General features: G+C 64.7%; 16 protein-coding genes. 10 read left to right on the top strand and 6 right to left on the bottom strand.

Translation table 11 applies throughout. The features are described 5' to 3' along the window. The first annotated feature begins 13 nt into the window (after positions 1 to 13). Both nhaC and LU493_RS00385 read left to right on the top strand, forming a co-directional pair. Complete coding sequence (nhaC, locus tag LU493_RS00390) at positions 14 to 1,447, top strand: Na+/H+ antiporter NhaC (protein WP_275285798.1); 1,434 nt, start codon at positions 14 to 16, stop codon at positions 1,445 to 1,447. Between the two features lie 275 nt (positions 1,448 to 1,722). Beyond that, positions 1,723 to 3,300, top strand: coding sequence for an alkaline phosphatase (locus LU493_RS00385; RefSeq protein WP_275285797.1), 1,578 nt, complete (start codon positions 1,723 to 1,725; stop codon positions 3,298 to 3,300). A gap of 62 nt (positions 3,301 to 3,362) precedes the next feature. Here the strand turns inward: LU493_RS00385 and LU493_RS00380 are convergent, their stop codons facing one another. Then, complete coding sequence (locus LU493_RS00380; RefSeq protein ID WP_275285796.1) at positions 3,363 to 4,058, bottom strand: GntR family transcriptional regulator; 696 nt, start codon at positions 4,056 to 4,058, stop codon at positions 3,363 to 3,365. 242 nt (positions 4,059 to 4,300) lie between these two features. Here LU493_RS00380 and LU493_RS00375 point away from each other — a divergent pair, with 242 nt between their 5' ends. Continuing rightward, positions 4,301 to 5,248 carry a dihydrodipicolinate synthase family protein gene (locus tag LU493_RS00375; RefSeq protein ID WP_275285795.1) on the top strand — a complete coding sequence of 316 codons (948 nt, stop codon included), beginning with the start codon at positions 4,301 to 4,303 and terminating at the stop codon, positions 5,246 to 5,248. Between the two features lie 88 nt (positions 5,249 to 5,336). Continuing rightward, positions 5,337 to 6,914: an aldehyde dehydrogenase (NADP(+)) gene (locus LU493_RS00370; RefSeq protein WP_275285794.1), complete on the top strand. Its 1,578-nt coding sequence runs from the start codon at positions 5,337 to 5,339 to the stop codon at positions 6,912 to 6,914. A 118-nt stretch (positions 6,915 to 7,032) separates the two neighbouring features. Here LU493_RS00370 and LU493_RS00365 read toward each other — a convergent pair whose 3' ends face one another. After that, positions 7,033 to 8,106, bottom strand: coding sequence for a tartrate dehydrogenase (locus LU493_RS00365; RefSeq protein WP_275285793.1), 1,074 nt, complete (start codon positions 8,104 to 8,106; stop codon positions 7,033 to 7,035). Between the two features lie 136 nt (positions 8,107 to 8,242). Between LU493_RS00365 and LU493_RS00360 the strand changes: the two genes are divergently transcribed. Next, positions 8,243 to 9,193: a LysR family transcriptional regulator gene (locus tag LU493_RS00360; RefSeq protein WP_275285792.1), complete on the top strand. Its 951-nt coding sequence runs from the start codon at positions 8,243 to 8,245 to the stop codon at positions 9,191 to 9,193. After that, positions 9,190 to 10,515, top strand: a complete 1,326-nt coding sequence (locus tag LU493_RS00355; RefSeq protein ID WP_275285791.1) for a glycosyltransferase — start codon at positions 9,190 to 9,192, stop codon at positions 10,513 to 10,515. The genes LU493_RS00360 and LU493_RS00355 overlap by 4 nt, the downstream gene beginning before the upstream one ends. A gap of 6 nt (positions 10,516 to 10,521) precedes the next feature. Here the strand turns inward: LU493_RS00355 and LU493_RS00350 are convergent, their stop codons facing one another. The 3 genes from LU493_RS00350 to LU493_RS00340 all read right to left on the bottom strand — a co-directional run bounded on the left by LU493_RS00350 (position 10,522) and on the right by LU493_RS00340 (position 13,500). After that, on the bottom strand, positions 10,522 to 11,199 hold the full coding sequence (locus LU493_RS00350) for a TVP38/TMEM64 family protein (protein WP_275285790.1): 678 nt from the start codon (positions 11,197 to 11,199) through the stop codon (positions 10,522 to 10,524). A gap of 105 nt (positions 11,200 to 11,304) precedes the next feature. Then, complete coding sequence (locus LU493_RS00345) at positions 11,305 to 12,252, bottom strand: ABC transporter substrate-binding protein (protein ID WP_275285789.1); 948 nt, start codon at positions 12,250 to 12,252, stop codon at positions 11,305 to 11,307. A gap of 66 nt (positions 12,253 to 12,318) precedes the next feature. Further along, positions 12,319 to 13,500, bottom strand: coding sequence for a TauD/TfdA family dioxygenase (locus LU493_RS00340; protein ID WP_275285788.1), 1,182 nt, complete (start codon positions 13,498 to 13,500; stop codon positions 12,319 to 12,321). Positions 13,501 to 13,625: 125 nt separating this feature from the next. On the opposite strand from LU493_RS00340, the gene LU493_RS00335 reads away from it, so the two are divergent. The 4 genes from LU493_RS00335 (at position 13,626) to LU493_RS00320 (ending at position 15,561) form a co-directional block, all read left to right on the top strand. After that, on the top strand, positions 13,626 to 14,555 hold the full coding sequence (locus tag LU493_RS00335; RefSeq protein ID WP_275285787.1) for a LysR substrate-binding domain-containing protein: 930 nt from the start codon (positions 13,626 to 13,628) through the stop codon (positions 14,553 to 14,555). Between the two features lie 162 nt (positions 14,556 to 14,717). Beyond that, positions 14,718 to 14,888, top strand: coding sequence for a hypothetical protein (locus LU493_RS00330; RefSeq protein ID WP_275285786.1), 171 nt, complete (start codon positions 14,718 to 14,720; stop codon positions 14,886 to 14,888). A 77-nt stretch (positions 14,889 to 14,965) separates the two neighbouring features. Beyond that, complete coding sequence (locus LU493_RS00325; protein WP_275285785.1) at positions 14,966 to 15,124, top strand: hypothetical protein; 159 nt, start codon at positions 14,966 to 14,968, stop codon at positions 15,122 to 15,124. Next, positions 15,121 to 15,561 carry a DUF411 domain-containing protein gene (locus LU493_RS00320; RefSeq protein WP_275285784.1) on the top strand — a complete coding sequence of 147 codons (441 nt, stop codon included), beginning with the start codon at positions 15,121 to 15,123 and terminating at the stop codon, positions 15,559 to 15,561. Before LU493_RS00325 ends, LU493_RS00320 begins: the two co-directional genes overlap by 4 nt. 75 nt (positions 15,562 to 15,636) lie before the next feature. On the opposite strand, the gene LU493_RS00315 is transcribed toward LU493_RS00320, so the two are convergent. Then, on the bottom strand, positions 15,637 to 16,437 hold the full coding sequence (locus tag LU493_RS00315; protein ID WP_275285783.1) for a zinc-dependent peptidase: 801 nt from the start codon (positions 16,435 to 16,437) through the stop codon (positions 15,637 to 15,639). Position 16,438: the final 1 nt, after the last annotated feature.

Below are 16,438 nucleotides of genomic sequence, written 5' to 3'. Positions count from 1 at the left end.
AGTGGAGTGAGTCATGAACGAGCAGCAAGCGGGGGGCCGCCTGCCTTCCCTGGGTGAAGTGGGTGCCGTGATGGTGGGGTTTATCGCCATCATGTTCCTGTTCATCAACGTCTTCGAATTGCCGATCCAGTTGGCGCTGTTCACGTCCTGGTTCCTGGTGATGGGGCTCGGGGTGAAGCTCAAGCTGTCCTATGACGCCATGCAGAAAGGGCTGATCGACGGTATCCACAATGGAATGGAAGCCGTGCTGGTGCTGACGACCGTGGGGGCATTGATCGGCACCTGGATCGCCGGTGGCATCGTGCCCAGCATCATCTACTACGGCCTGTCGGTGATGAATCCGCAGATCTTCCTGTGTGCGGCCTTCATCATCTGTGCCGTCACTTCCCTGTCCACGGGGACGTCGTTCGGCACGGCAGGGACCGCCGGGGTCGCCATGATCGGCATCGGTCATAGCTTTGGCATCCCATTGCCGCTGGTGGCGGGGGCGGTGATTTCCGGCGCCTATGTGGGCGACAAGATGTCACCGCTGTCCGATACCACCGTGATGACGGCGTCGCTGTGCCGGGTCGGGTTGGTGGACCATATCCGTTCCATGTCGTTGGTCAGCGGCCCCGCCGCCCTGATCGCCGCCCTGCTGTTCCTGGTGGTGGGCTTCTTCTATGTCGGAGAGGGCGTCGATACGCAACGCGCCGACATGGCCATGCAGGCCCTGCAGTCACATTTCACCATCAATGGATGGCTGCTGCTGCCGGCCGTTGTCGTCATCGGCCTGCTGATTCGCCGCTATCCCGCCATCCCGGTGATCACCTTCGGGGCCGTGATGGGGATCCTCTGCGCCTGGCTCGCCCAGGATGTGGCACCGCTCGATGCGATGCGGACTGCCTATGTCGGCAATGCCATGCAGTCCGATGTGGACTTCCTCAACACGCTGCTCAACCGGGGTGGCATCGAATCCATGCTCGGGGTCATCGCGTTGATCCTGTTCGCCCTGGGGCTCGGCGGGTTGATGGAGCGTGTCGGTGTGCTGCAGACGATCAGCAACGGCTTCCTGCGCTGGGCCGACAATCCCGGTCGTCTGACGATCTCCACCATGCTGGGGGGCTTCTTCGGCAACTTCTTCGGCGGAGCGGCCTATGTCTCGTTGATCACTGCCAGCACCATTACCGAGAAGAACTACGACAAGCAAGGTATTGATCGTCGCGTGCTGTCCCGCAACGCCGAAGCCGGTGGCACCATCACCACGCCCATGGTGCCCTGGACGGATGGCGGTGTCTTCATGGCCATGACGCTGGGTGTCTCCACGCTCTCCTATCTGCCGTTTCTCTGGTACCACATGCTGGTGCTGCTGATCACCATCTTCTACGGCTACGCCAATATCGCCATCTGGCGGACCGGCGAGTCGCAGGAGGACACCGCTGTCCCGGGTGTCGCCACGAACTCCTGAACGGCGTGTTCTGACCATGTCGTGGGTGCCCCTTCATGGTGCCGTCATCGGCCGGATCACCGACGGGGGCGCCCGGCTGCTGGTAGGGCGGCTGGGTGGCCTGACATGAACGTGGGATTCAAGGATGAGCTGAGTATTCTTGATGGGACATCTCAGGAGGAGACTGGCTCGGTAACAGAGTTGAATTAAAGAGTGCGGATGATAGATCGTAATGCAGTGCGCCATCGCGCATTGCCGAGAATAAACGACAAGAAGGATGAAGCATGACATCTTGCATGAAGCAAAAGACGACAGTCGGCCCCCTGCTTGGCGGCGTGTTGCTGGCTGCGGTCGCGGCGCCGGCCAATGCCGCCGAGATCAAGAACGTGATCCTGATGATCGGGGACGGCATGGGGCCCCAGCAGGTGGGGCTGCTGGAGACCTATGCCAATCAGGCCCCCGATTCCATCTACGATGGCGAGTCGACGGCGTTCCACCGACTGGCCAAGGAAGGTGTCGTCGGTTTCTCCCTGACGCATCCCGAGGATGCCGTCGTCGTGGATTCCGCCTGCTCCGCCACGCAATTATCGACCGGTGTCTTCACCGGTAGCGAGGTGATCGGTATCGATGCGGAGGGCAATCCCGTCGAGACGGTACTCGAGCTGGCCAAGGCCCAGGGCAAGGCGACCGGCCTGGTCTCGGATACTCGCCTGACCCATGCCACGCCTGCGGCCTTCGCCGCCCACCAGCCCCATCGTTCGCTGGAGAACGCGATTGCCGAAGACATGCTCGAGGTGGGGCCCGATGTCATGCTCTCGGGCGGGTTGCGCCATTGGGTGCCGCAATCGGCGAGCGAGGATGCCGAGGTCGCGAGCCTGATGGATGGCGCTTATGAGCCGGTCTCCAAGCGCCAGGACGATCGAAACCTGCTCGTGGAAGCCGCCGAAAAGGGCTATGGCCTGGCGTTCAACCGCGAGCAACTCGAGGCCAGCCAGAGCGACAAGCTGCTGGGCCTGTTCGCCAACTCCGGCATGGCCGATGGTATCGAGTATCGCAATACCAAGGGCGACGCCGAGCGCCTCGAGCCGACCCTGCACGAGATGACGCAGACGGCACTGAACAGGCTCGAGCAGGACGAAGACGGTTTCTTCCTGATGGTCGAGGGCGGTCAGATCGACTGGGCCGGGCACTCGAACGATGCCGGTACCATGCTCAACGAGATGGTCAAGTTCGAGGAAGCGGTTCAGGGCGTCCACGAATGGGCTGAAGGACGCGACGACACCGTGATTCTGGTCACGGCGGATCATGAAACGGGCGCGTTCGGGCTCAGTTACTCATCGGCCAACCTGCCGGAACCGCAGGCGAAGTCGGGGCCAGCCTTCGCGGAGCGGGACTATGCTCCCAACTTCAATTTTGGCGACTTCTCGATTCTCGATTCCCTCTACCAGCAGAAGGCTAGCTTCGCGACGCTGCTGAGCGAATTCGGGGCACTTGAAGAGGAGCAGAGAACGCCGGCTCGCCTGATGGAAATGGTCAATGCCAACAGCGATTTCCAGATCGACGAGGCGCAGGCGGAAGCGGTCCTGGCCGACAAGCCGAACCCCTACCACGTGGAAGGGCACAGTTACCTCGAGGCCGAGGAAGTCCCGGCCATTCAGGACTTCGATGCGTTCTACCCCTATAACGATCGGGGCGATATCCTGGGACGTGTCCTGGGTACCGAGCAGAATGTCGTCTGGGGCACCGGCACCCATACCCATACCCCGGTGAATGTCTTCGCCTGGGGGCCGGCCGAGACCATCCTGCCGGTCTCCTCGATCCAGCATCACTCCGAGGTCGGCCAATACCTCAAGTCGGTGGTGGCATCTGACTAAGCGCCTATCGGAACGGGTGGCCCGACTGGCAGGACCTGGCCGGAAGGGCTGCCCCGTAATCGCTACTTCTGATGTTGCAGGTGGGGGGTGTCGGGCGTCTGACTGGCCTGGACCCGCCCCTCCAGCACGGCGACGATCCCCTCGCAGGCTTCCAGGATATGCCGCTCCAGCAGTTCGCAGGCGGCGTCGGCCTTGCCTTGCCTGGAGAACTCGAGCAGATCGTGGTGTTCTCGCTCGGCCTTCTCGATCTCTCGGGTATACAGCAGCTGCATGCGGATATAGCGGTCCGATTTGGTATTGAGCTGCGATACCAGGTTCATGGCCTCGGGGAGGCCGGCGGGGCTGTAGAGCGCCTCGTGGAAAGCGAAGTTGTAGTCGCTCCAGTTGTCGATCTGGCTGCCGCTGTCGAGGGCGGCATCATATTCCAGGAGAATCTGTCCGGCCTTGTGCAGGACGGGCTCGGTCATCCGAGGAATGGCCTGTCGCAGCAGATGCCCCTCCAGCAGTACTCGCAAGTCGAAGAGTTCGCGGATCTTGGACACCGAGAGTTCGGTAGTGAAGGCGCCGCGGTGCGGGTAGAACTCGACCAGGCCCTCGGCTTCCAGGGTGAGCAGTGCCTCGCGCACTGGAATCCGGCTCACGTCATAGTCCGCCGCCAGGGCATCCTGGCGTAACTGGGTACCCCCGGGGAACTCGCCGCTCAGGATACGGTGGCGGATATCATCGGCAACGAACTGGGCGCGGGTCTTGTAGGCCATGGTGGGGTCGGCGGCTCGAAAAGGAAGTTTTATACAGTATACATGAGCCGTTGGTCATTCTGGAAAGTCGCCATATGGCGCTCGATGAGGCCGTGTTGTCCAGCGTGGGAAAGAGGCGTCCCGGCAATGGCCATCTTTTTGGTTGGGATGACTTCAAAAATCTTTTTGAAGATTGTATAAAATATAAAAAGAACGACAACCCATGCACTGGACGGGTCCGAGAAACCTCAGAGGAAGCAACGATGAGCGACAATATTTTTACTGGCTGTATTCCTGCCCTGATGACGCCCTGCACACCAGAGCGGAAACCGGATTACGACGCGCTCGTCGCCAAGGGACGAGAACTCATCGAGACCGGCATGAGCGCCGTGGTGTATTGCGGATCGATGGGAGACTGGCCGCTGTTGACCGAGGCAGAGCGCCAGGAGGGCGTGGCGCGACTGGTTGCTGCCGGCGTGCCGACGATCGTGGGCACTGGTGCAGTGAACTCCAGGGAGGCCGTGTCCCACGCGGCTCATGCCGCCAAGGTCGGCGCCAAGGGGTTGATGGTGATTCCCCGCGTGCTGTCGCGCGGCACCTCGGTGGTGGCCCAGAAGGCGCATTTTTCCGCCATCCTGAAGGCGGCGCCCAGCCTCCCGGCGGTGATCTACAACAGCCCCTACTATGGCTTTGCCACTCGTGCCGACCTGTTCTTCGCGTTGCGTGAAGAGCACCCGAACCTGATCGGTTTCAAGGAGTTCGGTGGCGCCGACGATCTGCGCTACGCGGCGGAAAACATCACCTCTCTGAGCGACGACGTCACTCTGATGGTCGGCGTCGACACCACGGTGTTCCATGGCTTCGTCAACTGTGGTGCGACCGGTGCGATCACCGGCATCGGCAACGCGCTACCGCGGGAGGTCCTGCACCTCGTCTCGTTGAGCAAGCAGGCCGCTCGGGGCGACGTCAAGGCGCGCCGCCAGGCTCAGGAACTCGAAACGGCCCTGGGTGTGCTGTCTTCCTTCGATGAGGGACCGGATCTGGTGCTGTATTACAAGCACCTCATGGTGCTGAACGGCGAACGCGAATACGCGTTGCACTTCAACGAAACCGATGCCCTCAGCGATGCACAACGCCACTATGTGGAGAAACAGTACGCGCTGTTCCGCGAGTGGTATGCGCAGTGGTCCGTTTCCATCCGCGAGTCATGAAACGGCGGTTGGATCGAAGCGAGGTTACGTTCGCGCCCTGGGTCCTCTGTGCGTCCAGGGGGAAAGGACAGGCGTCAAGGAGACGAACATGATATTGGAAGGCAAGTTGCTGATCGGCCAGCAGGCTATCGAAGGCCGTCATGAGGCCATCCAGGCCATCAATCCGGCCACCGACGAGCGCCTCGAGCCGACGTATCCCGGGGGGACCCGGGCCGACGTCGAGCGTGCCTGCGAACTGGCCTGGACGGCGTTCGATGGTTACCGCGAAACGTCGCTGGAGACGCGTGCCGCGTTCCTCGAGACCGTGGCCGACGAGATCGAGTCGACAGGTGATGCCTTGATCGAGCGCGCGGTGTCCGAGACCGGCTTGCCGTGGGCGCGAATCGAGGGCGAACGGGGACGGACCTGCGGGCAACTGCGATTGTTCGCCAGGACCGTGCGCGCCGGTGAGTGGCTCGATGTGCGCGTCGATCCTGCATTGCCGGATCGCCAGCCTCTGCCGCGCGCCGATCTGCGTCAGCGTCATGTTGCCCTCGGTCCGGTGGCCGTGTTCGGCGCGAGCAACTTTCCGCTGGCCTTCTCCGTTGCCGGTGGGGACACGGCGTCCGCCCTGGCCGCCGGCTGCCCGGTGATCGTCAAGGCGCATTCCGCACACCCCGGTACCAGCGAGCTGGTCGGTCGTGCGATTCAGGCAGCGGTCAAGAAGTGCGACCTGCCGGAAGGCGTGTTCTCCCTGCTGTTCGGCTCCGGCCGCGAAATCGGCCAGGCGCTGGTCTCCGACCCGCGGATCAAGGCGGCCGGCTTCACCGGTTCGCGTCGCGGCGGCTTGGCGCTATGGCAGGCTGCCCAGTCGCGTCCCGAGCCGATTCCCTTCTACGCCGAAATGAGTTCGATCAACCCGGTGTTCCTGTTGCCGGCGGCGCTCGAAGCGCGTGGCAAGGCGCTGGGTGAAGCCTTCGTCGGTTCACTCAACATGGGAGCCGGCCAGTTCTGTACCAACCCGGGGCTGGTGATCGCGATCAAGAGCCAGGGACTCGATGACTTCTTGGCAGCCGCCGGAGACGCCGTCGAGGCCAGCGCCGCCCAGACCATGCTCACCCCGGGCATCTTCGAGGCCTACGAAGGTGGCGTTGCTGCACTGGCGAGCAGTGGCCGGGTTCGCGAAATCGCCCGTGGCCGGAAAGGCGAGGGCCCCAATCAGTGCCGAACCGGCCTGTTCGCGACCTCGGCACCGGATTTCCTTGCCAGCGAGGCGCTGCAAGCGGAAGTCTTCGGCTCCGCTTCGCTGGTGGTCGAATGCGCGGATGTCGAGGAGCTCGTCAGGCTGGCCGAGCATCTGGAAGGCCAGCTCACTGCCACGCTGCAGATGGACGATGCCGATCTGGATGCCGCCCGTACGCTGCTGCCGACACTCGAGCGCAAGGCGGGACGGATTCTGGTCAACGGCTGGCCGACCGGCGTCGAAGTGTGCGATGCGATGGTCCATGGAGGTCCCTTCCCGGCGACGTCGGATTCGCGCACCACGTCCGTGGGCACCGCGGCGATCTTCCGTTTCCTGCGCCCGGTCTGCTATCAGGACATGCCGGATGCGCTGCTGCCGGATGCCCTCAAGGGGCATAACCCGCAGGGCCTCGGCCGGCTCGTCGATGGTCAGCGGGAAGGCTGATCTCACCTGCCACGGTTGACCCGAGCGACGGGTCCGTTTCAGGGATAGTGGCTCGGGTCGGGACGCAAGGCCGATCAACGATGCGGGGCGTCACGCACGATCCTTGTTCGCCTCTCGATCAGCTTGCGATACGCTCGGCGATGGCTCGGCCAAGGGCCTCTGTCGAGCCCTGGCCGTCGAGGTCCGGTGTCAGTAGACGTTCGTTACCCTCGTCGAGCACCGCTTCGATGGCGGTGAGCATGGCGCGGCCGGCTTCGGGATAGCCGAGATGCTCGAGCATCATGGCGCCGGACCAGATCTGGCCGATGGGATTGGCGATGCCGCGACCCGCGATGTCGGGCGCGCTGCCGTGCACCGGCTCGAACAGGCTCGGGAAGCGTCCTTCCGGGTTGATGTTGGCCGAGGGCGCCACGCCGATGGTGCCGGTACAGGCCGGGCCCAGATCGGAGAGGATGTCGCCGAACAGGTTGCTGGCCACCACCACGTCGAACCAGTCGGGATGCAGCACGAAGTTGGCGGTCAGGATGTCGATGTGGAACTGGTCGACCGAGACCTGCGAATAGTGCTCGCTCATCGCCGCCACGCGCTTGTCCCACCAGGGCATGGTGATGGCGATGCCGTTGGACTTGGTGGCCGAGGTGAGTTTCTTGCGGGGACGACTGGCGGCCAGGTCGAAGGCGTATTTCAGGACCCGATCGACGCCGGTGCGGGTCATCACCGTCTCCTGGATGACTACCTCGCGCTCGGTACCCTCGAACATGGTGCCGCCGACGCTGGAGTATTCGCCCTCGGTATTCTCGCGCACCACGTAGAAGTCGATGTCGCCGGGGCGGCGGTTGGCCAGCGGGCTCTTGATGCCGGGCAGCAGTCGGCAGGGACGCAGGTTGACGTACTGGTCGAATTCACGGCGAAACTGCAGCAGTGATCCCCATAGCGATACATGGTCCGGGACCTTTTCCGGCCACCCCACCGCGCCGAAGAACAGGGCGTCGAACTCGCCGAGGGTCTGGCGCCAGTCCTCGGGCATCATTCGGCCATGTTCGAGGTAATAGTCGCAGCTGGCGAAGTCGAAGGTCTCGAAGTCGAGTGCGATATCGAAGCGTCGGGCGGCGGCTTCCAGGGCGCGCCGGCCCTCCGGCGCCACCTCGGTGCCGATGCCGTCGCCGGGAATGATGGCGATGCGATGGGTCATGATGTCGCTCCTCCTGATGTTCCGCGGTGTATGGTCGGGCGCCGATTGCCCGGGTCAGAGGACAGCCTACGCCCTGGGCCGGAAGAGATAATCAGCCTAGAATGAAAGGTATTATTGCGCATGAGTGGAGAATACCTTGTCTCAACTCGATGACCTTGCCTTCTTCCAGCGCCTGGCCCGAGCCGGCAGCCTGACCGCCACCGCCCGTGAGCTGGGGCTCTCGCTCTCGGCGGTGAGCAAGCGGCTCAAGCAGCTCGAGACGCGCCTGGGCGTAGCCCTGGCCAGCCGCACCACTCGGCGATTGACGCTGACCGCCGAGGGCGAGCTCTACCTGGGTCGAGGGGCGGCGATCCTCGACGAGCTCGGCGAGCTGGAGGAAACGTTGTGCGATCATCGCGCCGAGTTGTCCGGCCCGTTGCGCATCAATGCCACCTTCGGGTTCGGTCGGCAGCATGTGGCGCCGTTGTTCTCGTCCTTCTGCGCCCGGCATCCGCGTATCGAAGGCAGCCTCGAGCTGACCAACTTTCCCGCCAGCCTGTTCGATCAGGGGTTCGATATCGGCATCCGGGTCGGCGAGCCGCCGGACTCCCGTCTGGTGGCGCGACGTATTCTCCCCAACCGGCGTGTGCTGTGCGCCGCCCCGGCCTATGTGGAGACGATGCCGCCACTGCGGGATCCCCGCGACCTGTCGTCGCATCCCTGTCTGGTGATCCGCGAGAACGGCAGCGACTACGCCGTGTGGCGGTTCCAGCATCGTGACACCCCGGGCGAGGAACGCGCGGTAAAGGTCGCGGGTCCCATGGCCAGCAACGATGGCGAGGTGATCCGCCGGTTGGCCCGCGACGGCCATGGTGTGGCACTGCGTTCCTGGTGGGACGCGTACGATGACCTGGCCGCCGGGCAACTGGTCGAGCTGCTGCCGGAGTGGCGGGGCGTGCGTGCCGACTTCCATGCCGTGTATCATCAGCGCCGCCATGTGCCCCTGCGGATCCGCGCCTTTATCGCCTATCTCGAACGGGAGATGGCAGGTCGCGTGCCGTCGCGCGTGCCTCCCCGCCGTGTTTTGACAGGAGAGTCGCCCCAGTGAATGTGCTGATGTTCACCAATACTTATCAACCGATCGTCGGTGGGGTCAGCGAGTCGGTACAGCGGCTCAAGCGTCAGCTGTGCATGGCCGGTCATCGTGTGCTGGTGGTGGCGCCACGCCTGGAGGGGCAGCCCGAGGACGAGACGGATGTGGTAAGAGTGGCCGCGGTGCAGCACTTCAATGGCAGTGATTTTTCCCTGCCGGTGCCGATGCCCGGGCAACTCTACGAGGCCATCGAGGACTTCGAGCCGGATATCGTCCACTCCCACCATCCTTTCCTGCTGGGCGATACCGCAGCGCGTGCCGCCGAGACCTACGGCCTGCCATTGGTGTTCACCCACCATACCCTCTATGAGCACTACACCCATTATGTGCCCGGGGATTCGCCACGCATGCAGCGTTTTGCCATCGCGCTGGCCACCCAGTACAGCTGGCTGTGCGACAGCGTCATCGCGCCCAGCGAGAGCATTCGCGACCTGCTGCTCGAGCGTGAGGCCAATTCGGCGATCCGGGTGGTACCGAGCGGCGTCGACACGGCGCGCTTCGCGCTCGGCAATGGCGAGGACTGTCGGCGTCGCCTGGGCATTCCCGACGACGCCTATGTCATCGGCCATCTGGGGCGGCTGGCCCAGGAGAAGAACCTGCCTTTCCTGGCCGAAGCGGTGTCACTGGCGCTGCTCGAGCGGCCAGAGGCGCATTTCCTGATCGTCGGCGACGGCGATGCCGCCGAAGAAATGCAGGAGATCGCCGAGGAGCGGGGCGTGGCGGCGCGCTTTCACTTCACTGGGCGCCTGCAGGGGCGGGCATTGATCGACGCCTACCACGCCATGGACGTCTTTGCCTTCGCATCGCATAGCGAGACCCAGGGCATGGTGGTGGCCGAGGCGATGGCAGCGGGTCTTCCGGTGGTGGCGGTCGCCGCGCCGGGTGTCGTCGAAGTGGTGGTGGATGGCGACAACGGTCGCCTGCTGCCGGAAGACGATGCCGAGGCGCTGGCGCGTGCATTGGACGAGCTGGCTGACCCGCGATGTCGCGAACCGTTGCGCCGGCATGCGCTGGAGACGGCGGCGGACTACGATGAGCGACGTTGCGCCGAGCGTTGCCTGCTGGTCTATCGCGAGGTCATCGCCCGGGGTGGGCCCTTCACCCACGCCGACGATGGCGGTTGGGACAGGGTGCGGGGCCGCCTGGGTGCCGAGTGGCAGATGCTGCGCTACCGGGGTCGGCTGCTGCGCCACCTGGTACAGGAGGAGTGGGAGCAAGAGCGCCCCTCCTGGTGGCCGGGCGGTCGACATAGTGAACCCGAGGTTCCTTCGGAATGATCTTCTTCAGCGGCGGCGACGTCGCTCCGCCCAGCGCTTGAGGCCGTAGAGTACCCCGATACCCGCCAACAGCCCGAGCAGGGCGAGGATCACTTCCCGGGCACTCTGCGCCGTGACCAGCTCGCCCAATTGACTGCCCAGCAGGGTGACGCCCGCCAACCCCGGCACGATCCCCAGGGTCGAGCCGATCATGTAGTCGCGAAAGCGAAGATGAAAGGCGCCGGCCATCATGTTGGTCAGGGTGAAAGGGGCCAGTGGCAGCAGGTTGACTACCGTCATGGTGCGGATACCGCGACCCGAGAGGTAGCGGGAGAGTCCCTTGAGATGCTTGCCGCCGTGACGCATCAAGGCGTCGCGCCCCAATCGGCGGCCGATCCACCAGGTCAGGACGGAGGCCGCCAGGGTGCCGGCCAGTGCGTAGGCGAATCCCCACCAGGGGCCGAACAGCAGGCCGGTCAGGGCAACCAGCAGGCTCAGCGGAAACATCACCAGTGATGCACCGGCATACACGGCGATCACCACCAGTACCGCCCAGTTGGCGTCGCGCCAGGCGACCGAGCCCTTGGCCAGGGTCATCAGGTGGTCTACGGTGAGCAGATCCTGCATGGCCAGCCATTGCCACAGCAGACCGAGGGAGACGAGGGCGAGCAGGGTGATGCAGAGGATGCCGAGTGGGCGGGACATGGGGCGCACGGTTTCCTGGTAAACGTCCCGCCACAGGATACGGCAGAGAGCCCGATGGCCAAAGCGGCCATCGGGCATCATCGCGTCGTGCGACGCGACATCGCCTTATTCGGCAGAATCCTGATCGAACGTGCCCTTGACCGCTGGCCAGGCCGGGTCACCATCACGCGTCGTCACGCCTTCCAGCATGGCCTGGACGCGCTCGGGGTGTTCGCTCAGCCACTGTCGGGCCACGGCTTCGACGCCTCGTTCCTTCTGACCGAACTCGCGAATCATCCAGCTCTGCTCTTCGGCGGAGAAGGTGAAGTCGGCAAAGAAGTCGACCAGGTTGGGATGCGCCTCGGCGTAGTCGCTTCGGGCCACGGTCAGCACCTGGCTGGCGCCGTTGTTCTCGCCGAACAGGTCCTTCGGATCGTCGAGATAGCGCATGTCCAGATCGAGGTTCATCCAGTGGGGCGTCCAGCCGACCCAGACGATGGGCTTCTCGCGGGAGATGGCGTCGCGGGCGGCGGTGAGCATGCCGACCACGCTGGTATCCACCAGTTGCCAGTCACCCAGGCCCCAGGCATCGTTGTCGATGGCCTCGTTGAGGATCTCGCTGGCCGCGGAGCCGGCGCCGAAACCGAAGATCTTGCCGTCGAAGCGATCCCGGTTGGCGTCCAGATCGTCGAAGCTCTGGATGCCCTGTTCATGGAGATACTCGGGAACGGCCAGGGTCATGCGTGCCCCGTCGACATTGTTGGCCAGCGAGGTGATGGCGCCGCTTTCTTCGAGCGGGGTGTAGATGCTGTCCTGAGCCGGCAGCCAGCCGCCGAGGAAGACATCCAGATCCCCGCTGTCGAGCCCCTGGTAGACGACCTGCATGCCGAGTTCTTCGGAACGCGTCTCATAGCCGAGGGGTTCCAGCAACTGCGCGGCGATCTCGGTCTTGACGGTGATGCCGGGCCAGGCCGGCACGCCGAAGTCCAGGGTGGCATCGTCGGCCACCGTCGGCGCGGCAAGGCCGAGGGTCAGGGGCAGACTCAACAGGGCGGATGTCGAACGGACTCGCATATTATTCTCCTTGCGGCCGGGCGGGTACGCCCGGCGATGATGGGTTCAAACGGGAAATGCCGTGCGTCAGGCGGAACGTGCCAGGACCCGGAGGCGCGACTCGAGCAGGTCGAGGTCGAGATAGGTGCCTTGCAGATGACGACGCCCGCTGTTGGGGTCGAAGGCGTTGCGCCCATGGAGCACGCGGCGGTTGTCGAAGGCGATCATCTGGCCGGGCAGCAGGGAGAACTCGAGGCGCTGGCGCGGGTCGTGCACCAGGTCCCAGAATTCGCGATAGGCGCGATACCAGGCGTCGGCCTGTTCCAGAGGCAGGCGGAGAGAGTCGCGGATCCAGTTGTTGAAACGGATCTCTAGCAGTTGGCCGTCATGGTCCAGCGTGATGATGGGCGCGCGCCAGGCGATGTCGTGGCCATCGTCCTGGAAACGGAAGTCGATGGGCGTCTCGCTGAGCAGCCGGAAGGCTTCCGGTGAACGTTCACGCAGCGCCTCGGCGGCGGCGAAGCCGTCGGTGAAGGTCGACTCGCCACCTTCGGCGTCGTTTTCCAGGCAGTACAGCAACTGGATGTCCGGCGGCTGGCGCCAGTTGGGCAGATCGGTGTGCAACGGCAGGCCGATCGCCGTGTAGGCGGCGTTGTTGGGGTTGGGCTTGGAGCGCACGTCGAAGCGGGCACCGAAGTTGGTGGCGCGCAAGGGGCCGATGCGCTCGGCCAGGCGACGGACCTCCTCGTCGGCCAGGGGGCCGTCTTCGAGCAACACCAGGCCATCGCGCAGCAGGGCGGTCAGCCATTCGCGCTCTCCGGCGGCGCCATCCACGAAGTCGACGTGGGCGACACGGGCCGGCTGGAAGCCTTCGGTCCAGGGACGGCGAGCGGGAACATGGTCGCCGCTCTCCTGGCCGGGGCGGCGCTGTCGGAGCCAGCCGGCGTCGAAACGGCTGAGGTGGCCGTCGGCCCAGGTAAGCTCGAGGTTGCCGTCTTCGAGGCGTGCCTCGGGGGCCGAGTCAGGAAGCTCGAGCGGAATGTACAGGCGCTCTCGGGTCGCGGTGTGGCGGCACTCTGTGCAGGGGCAGTGGTCGCGCAGCCAGCTCAGCGGGAAGTGTGCCTGTTGACGGTCCTCCCAGGTCAGAGTCACCCGAGCACCGCTGGTCAGGGCGTCGACGAGGGCGTAGCTGCCGCTGTGATCGGTCAACTCGCCCATGGGCCAGATGGCGCGGGTCTGTCGGGTCTCGGACGGGGTGGCAGTCGTCATGGTTGCCTCCTGTGATTCGTGTGGTGCACAGGGTGGCGATTGCCCGAGGCACTGACAAACGATTAATCTGGCCCCTATGACCAAGCTCAGCTTATGTGTGACTTTTCCATGATGAGATATGCTCCATGACAGGATTGCCTCCCCTGGGATGGCTGCAGGCCTTCGAAGCGGCGGCACGCACTCTCAGTTTCACTGCCGCCGGTCATGAACTGGGCGTGACCCAGGCGGCGATCAGCCAACGCATCCGTCTGCTCGAGGACCGCCTGGGGCAGAAGCTGTTCGTGCGACATCCCCGCAGCCTGAGTCTGACGCCGGTGGGCCAGGCCTGGCTGCCTTCCATCCAGGATGCCTTCATGCGCCTTGGCGAGGGCACCAGCGAGGTATTCGGCGGGGCCGGCAATGATGCCCAGGTGACGCTGCGTACGACGCCGGTGATTCAGCAGAACTGGCTGGCGCCACGCCTGCCGGCCTTTCTGCGGGCGTATCCAGAGATCGCCGTGCGCCTGGTCAGCGCGATCTGGCCCGACGACTTTGGACCGGAGGGTGCGGATATCGAGATTCGCTACGGGCGTGGCGATTGGCAGGGAGTGGAAGCGGTGTCGCTCGGCGAGGAATCGATGCTGCCGGCCTGTGCTCCGGCACTGGCCCGGGAGATCGCCGGGCCGTCGGACCTGGCGGGGCATACCCTGCTGCATGCGGTCGGCTTCGCCGTGGGCTGGCCGACATGGCTGGAACAGGCCGGTCAGCCGGGCCTGGAAACGAGGTGCTCTGCCCTGACCTGCGACAGCCAGGTCATGACCCTGGCACTGGCCGCCCAGGGCGGAGGCGTGGCCCTGACGCATCGCCGCCTGCTCGAAGGGCGAGACGACCTGGTGACGCCGCTGGCCCTGGCGGTGCCCAGCGATGAAGGATTCTGGCTGGTACGTCCGGCGCGGCGACGTCCCCGCGACGAGGCGGCCAGGTTATGGGATTGGCTGGTGGGGCGCTTGTCGAAAGAGGCGGGCGTCGCGTTCGGGCGTCTTGAGGGGCGGGCCGGTGGGTGGCAGGATACTTGAGTTGCATGGGGACCATGCTGGCGGGACATGACCATGAGCGAACCTGAGACATTGCGATATCGAACGCGAGGGAGCCGTCTACTGGCGCTGCTCTTCGTGCTTGTCGTGTCGGGTCCGCTCCTGGTGGCGCCCGCCACGGCGGCATGTGCGTCGGACTGCGTTATGAGCCAGGTCGACCCGAGCGATGTCGGCGAGCCGGAGTGCGTCGCCTGCTCCCCCGTGCCGGCCCACGCCGTGTTGCCGGACACCAGGGCCGAGCCGCTGGCCGGTGGCCCTGCGCCGGCCATGATCGATCATATTCCCCAGCCGCCGCGCCGCCCGCCCAGAGCCTGACCGAACGATCGACCCTTATCCGGTGGTGCACGTGTCTGCCACCGTAAGTTCATCGTACGTTCGTCGAGGATCTCGCCATGACGACCAATGAATGCTTTTCCATGATGGCAACCATGGGCTGGTTGGGCTGGCTAATGCCCGCCGCCGTCATCCTGCTGCTTGGCCTGGGCATCGCGGCCCTGATCAAGTACCTCTTTGCGCCCCGTTCCAAATCCGACCGAGGAGTTCGCTCATGAACCGTCGTCTCGCTTCCCTGATGCTGTCCACTGTGCTGCTGGCGGGCGCTTCCACGGCCCATGCCGCCTTGCCCGACACGGCGACGCTCTACAAGAACCCGCAGTGCGGCTGCTGCGATGGCTATGCTCGACATCTCGAGGACTTGGGGATCGAGGTGACGATCGTCGATGACGCCGAGATGAACCGGATCAAGTCGGCCGCCGGCTTGCCCCATGGCCTCGGGGCTTGCCATACCATCGAGATGGGCGACTACTGGATCGAAGGGCATGTGCCCATGGCCGCCCTGGAAACCTTGTATGAGCAACGACCCGATATCGATGGTCTCGGACTTGCCGGCATGCCGAGCGGTACGCCTGGCATGCCCGGCCCGAAGCAGGAGGATTGGAATGTCTATCGGTTTACCGATGGTGAGTCTGCGCCCTTCATGACCTTGTAGGGCGCCTCCGAGAAGCCCCGGACACTGCCCCGTTCACTCTCGGGGCGGTGTCTGCTTGCCGAGTAGGCGGTTCGCTTAATACGCGTACTCGGAGGCTGGATCCTGACGAAAGTAGCGTGACAGCAGGTCGTAGAGGGCCGGATAGGCGTCATGCAACGTCCGGGGCGCGGTGAAGAAATATTCGCAGGCGACCGCGAAGCATTCGCCGGGGTGACTGGCGGCGTAGTCGTCGATGGGCGTGGCCTCGTCGCGTGCGAGCCTTGCCTGAAGATCGTCCCAGACGGCGGTGAAGACGCGGTGCCATTCCCGGGGATCCATGTCGCTCGAGAGCGGTGGAAAACCGTCGGCATCCAGCGAGTTGCCCATGTCCAGCTTGTGGGACAGTTCGTGGATCAACACATTGAAGCCGTCCAGGCCACCGCTGGCCATCAGGTCCGGATAGGCGACCACCACCGGCCCCTGGTGCGAGGTCTCGCCGGCGCGCTCGTCGTCGTACTCGTGCATCACGCCGAATTCGTCCATTTCTTCGACCCGACGGTGAAAGGCCTCGGGCAGGACCAGGATCTCGTGGACACTGGCCAGGGCATCGTGATGGTCACGCTCGCCCCAGCCGAGGGTCAACAGGCAGGCCTGAGCGGCCAGGGCCAGGCGTGCGGGGCCGTCGAACTCGAAATGCTCGGCCACCAGGTCGGGATGCAGGCTCAGGCGCTTGTCGTGCGCGAAGCGCCAGGCCCGGTGGCCGAGCCGGCCGGCCGTGGCATCGGGCAGGGCGGCGAGCAACGGCAGCCTCGCCCGGGCCTCTCGCCAGTCATGCTCGGGGAAAGGATGGCGCGCCTCGAAACGCGCGGCACGCCAGCGTTGCAGGCGTCGAAGCACG

The organism is Halomonas elongata (assembly GCF_029081005.1).
In the GTDB taxonomy this organism is placed as follows: domain Bacteria; phylum Pseudomonadota; class Gammaproteobacteria; order Pseudomonadales; family Halomonadaceae; genus Halomonas; species Halomonas elongata_B.
Note: the sequence above shows the minus strand (reverse complement) of the source record. Positions and strands in the feature narration are given on the sequence as shown.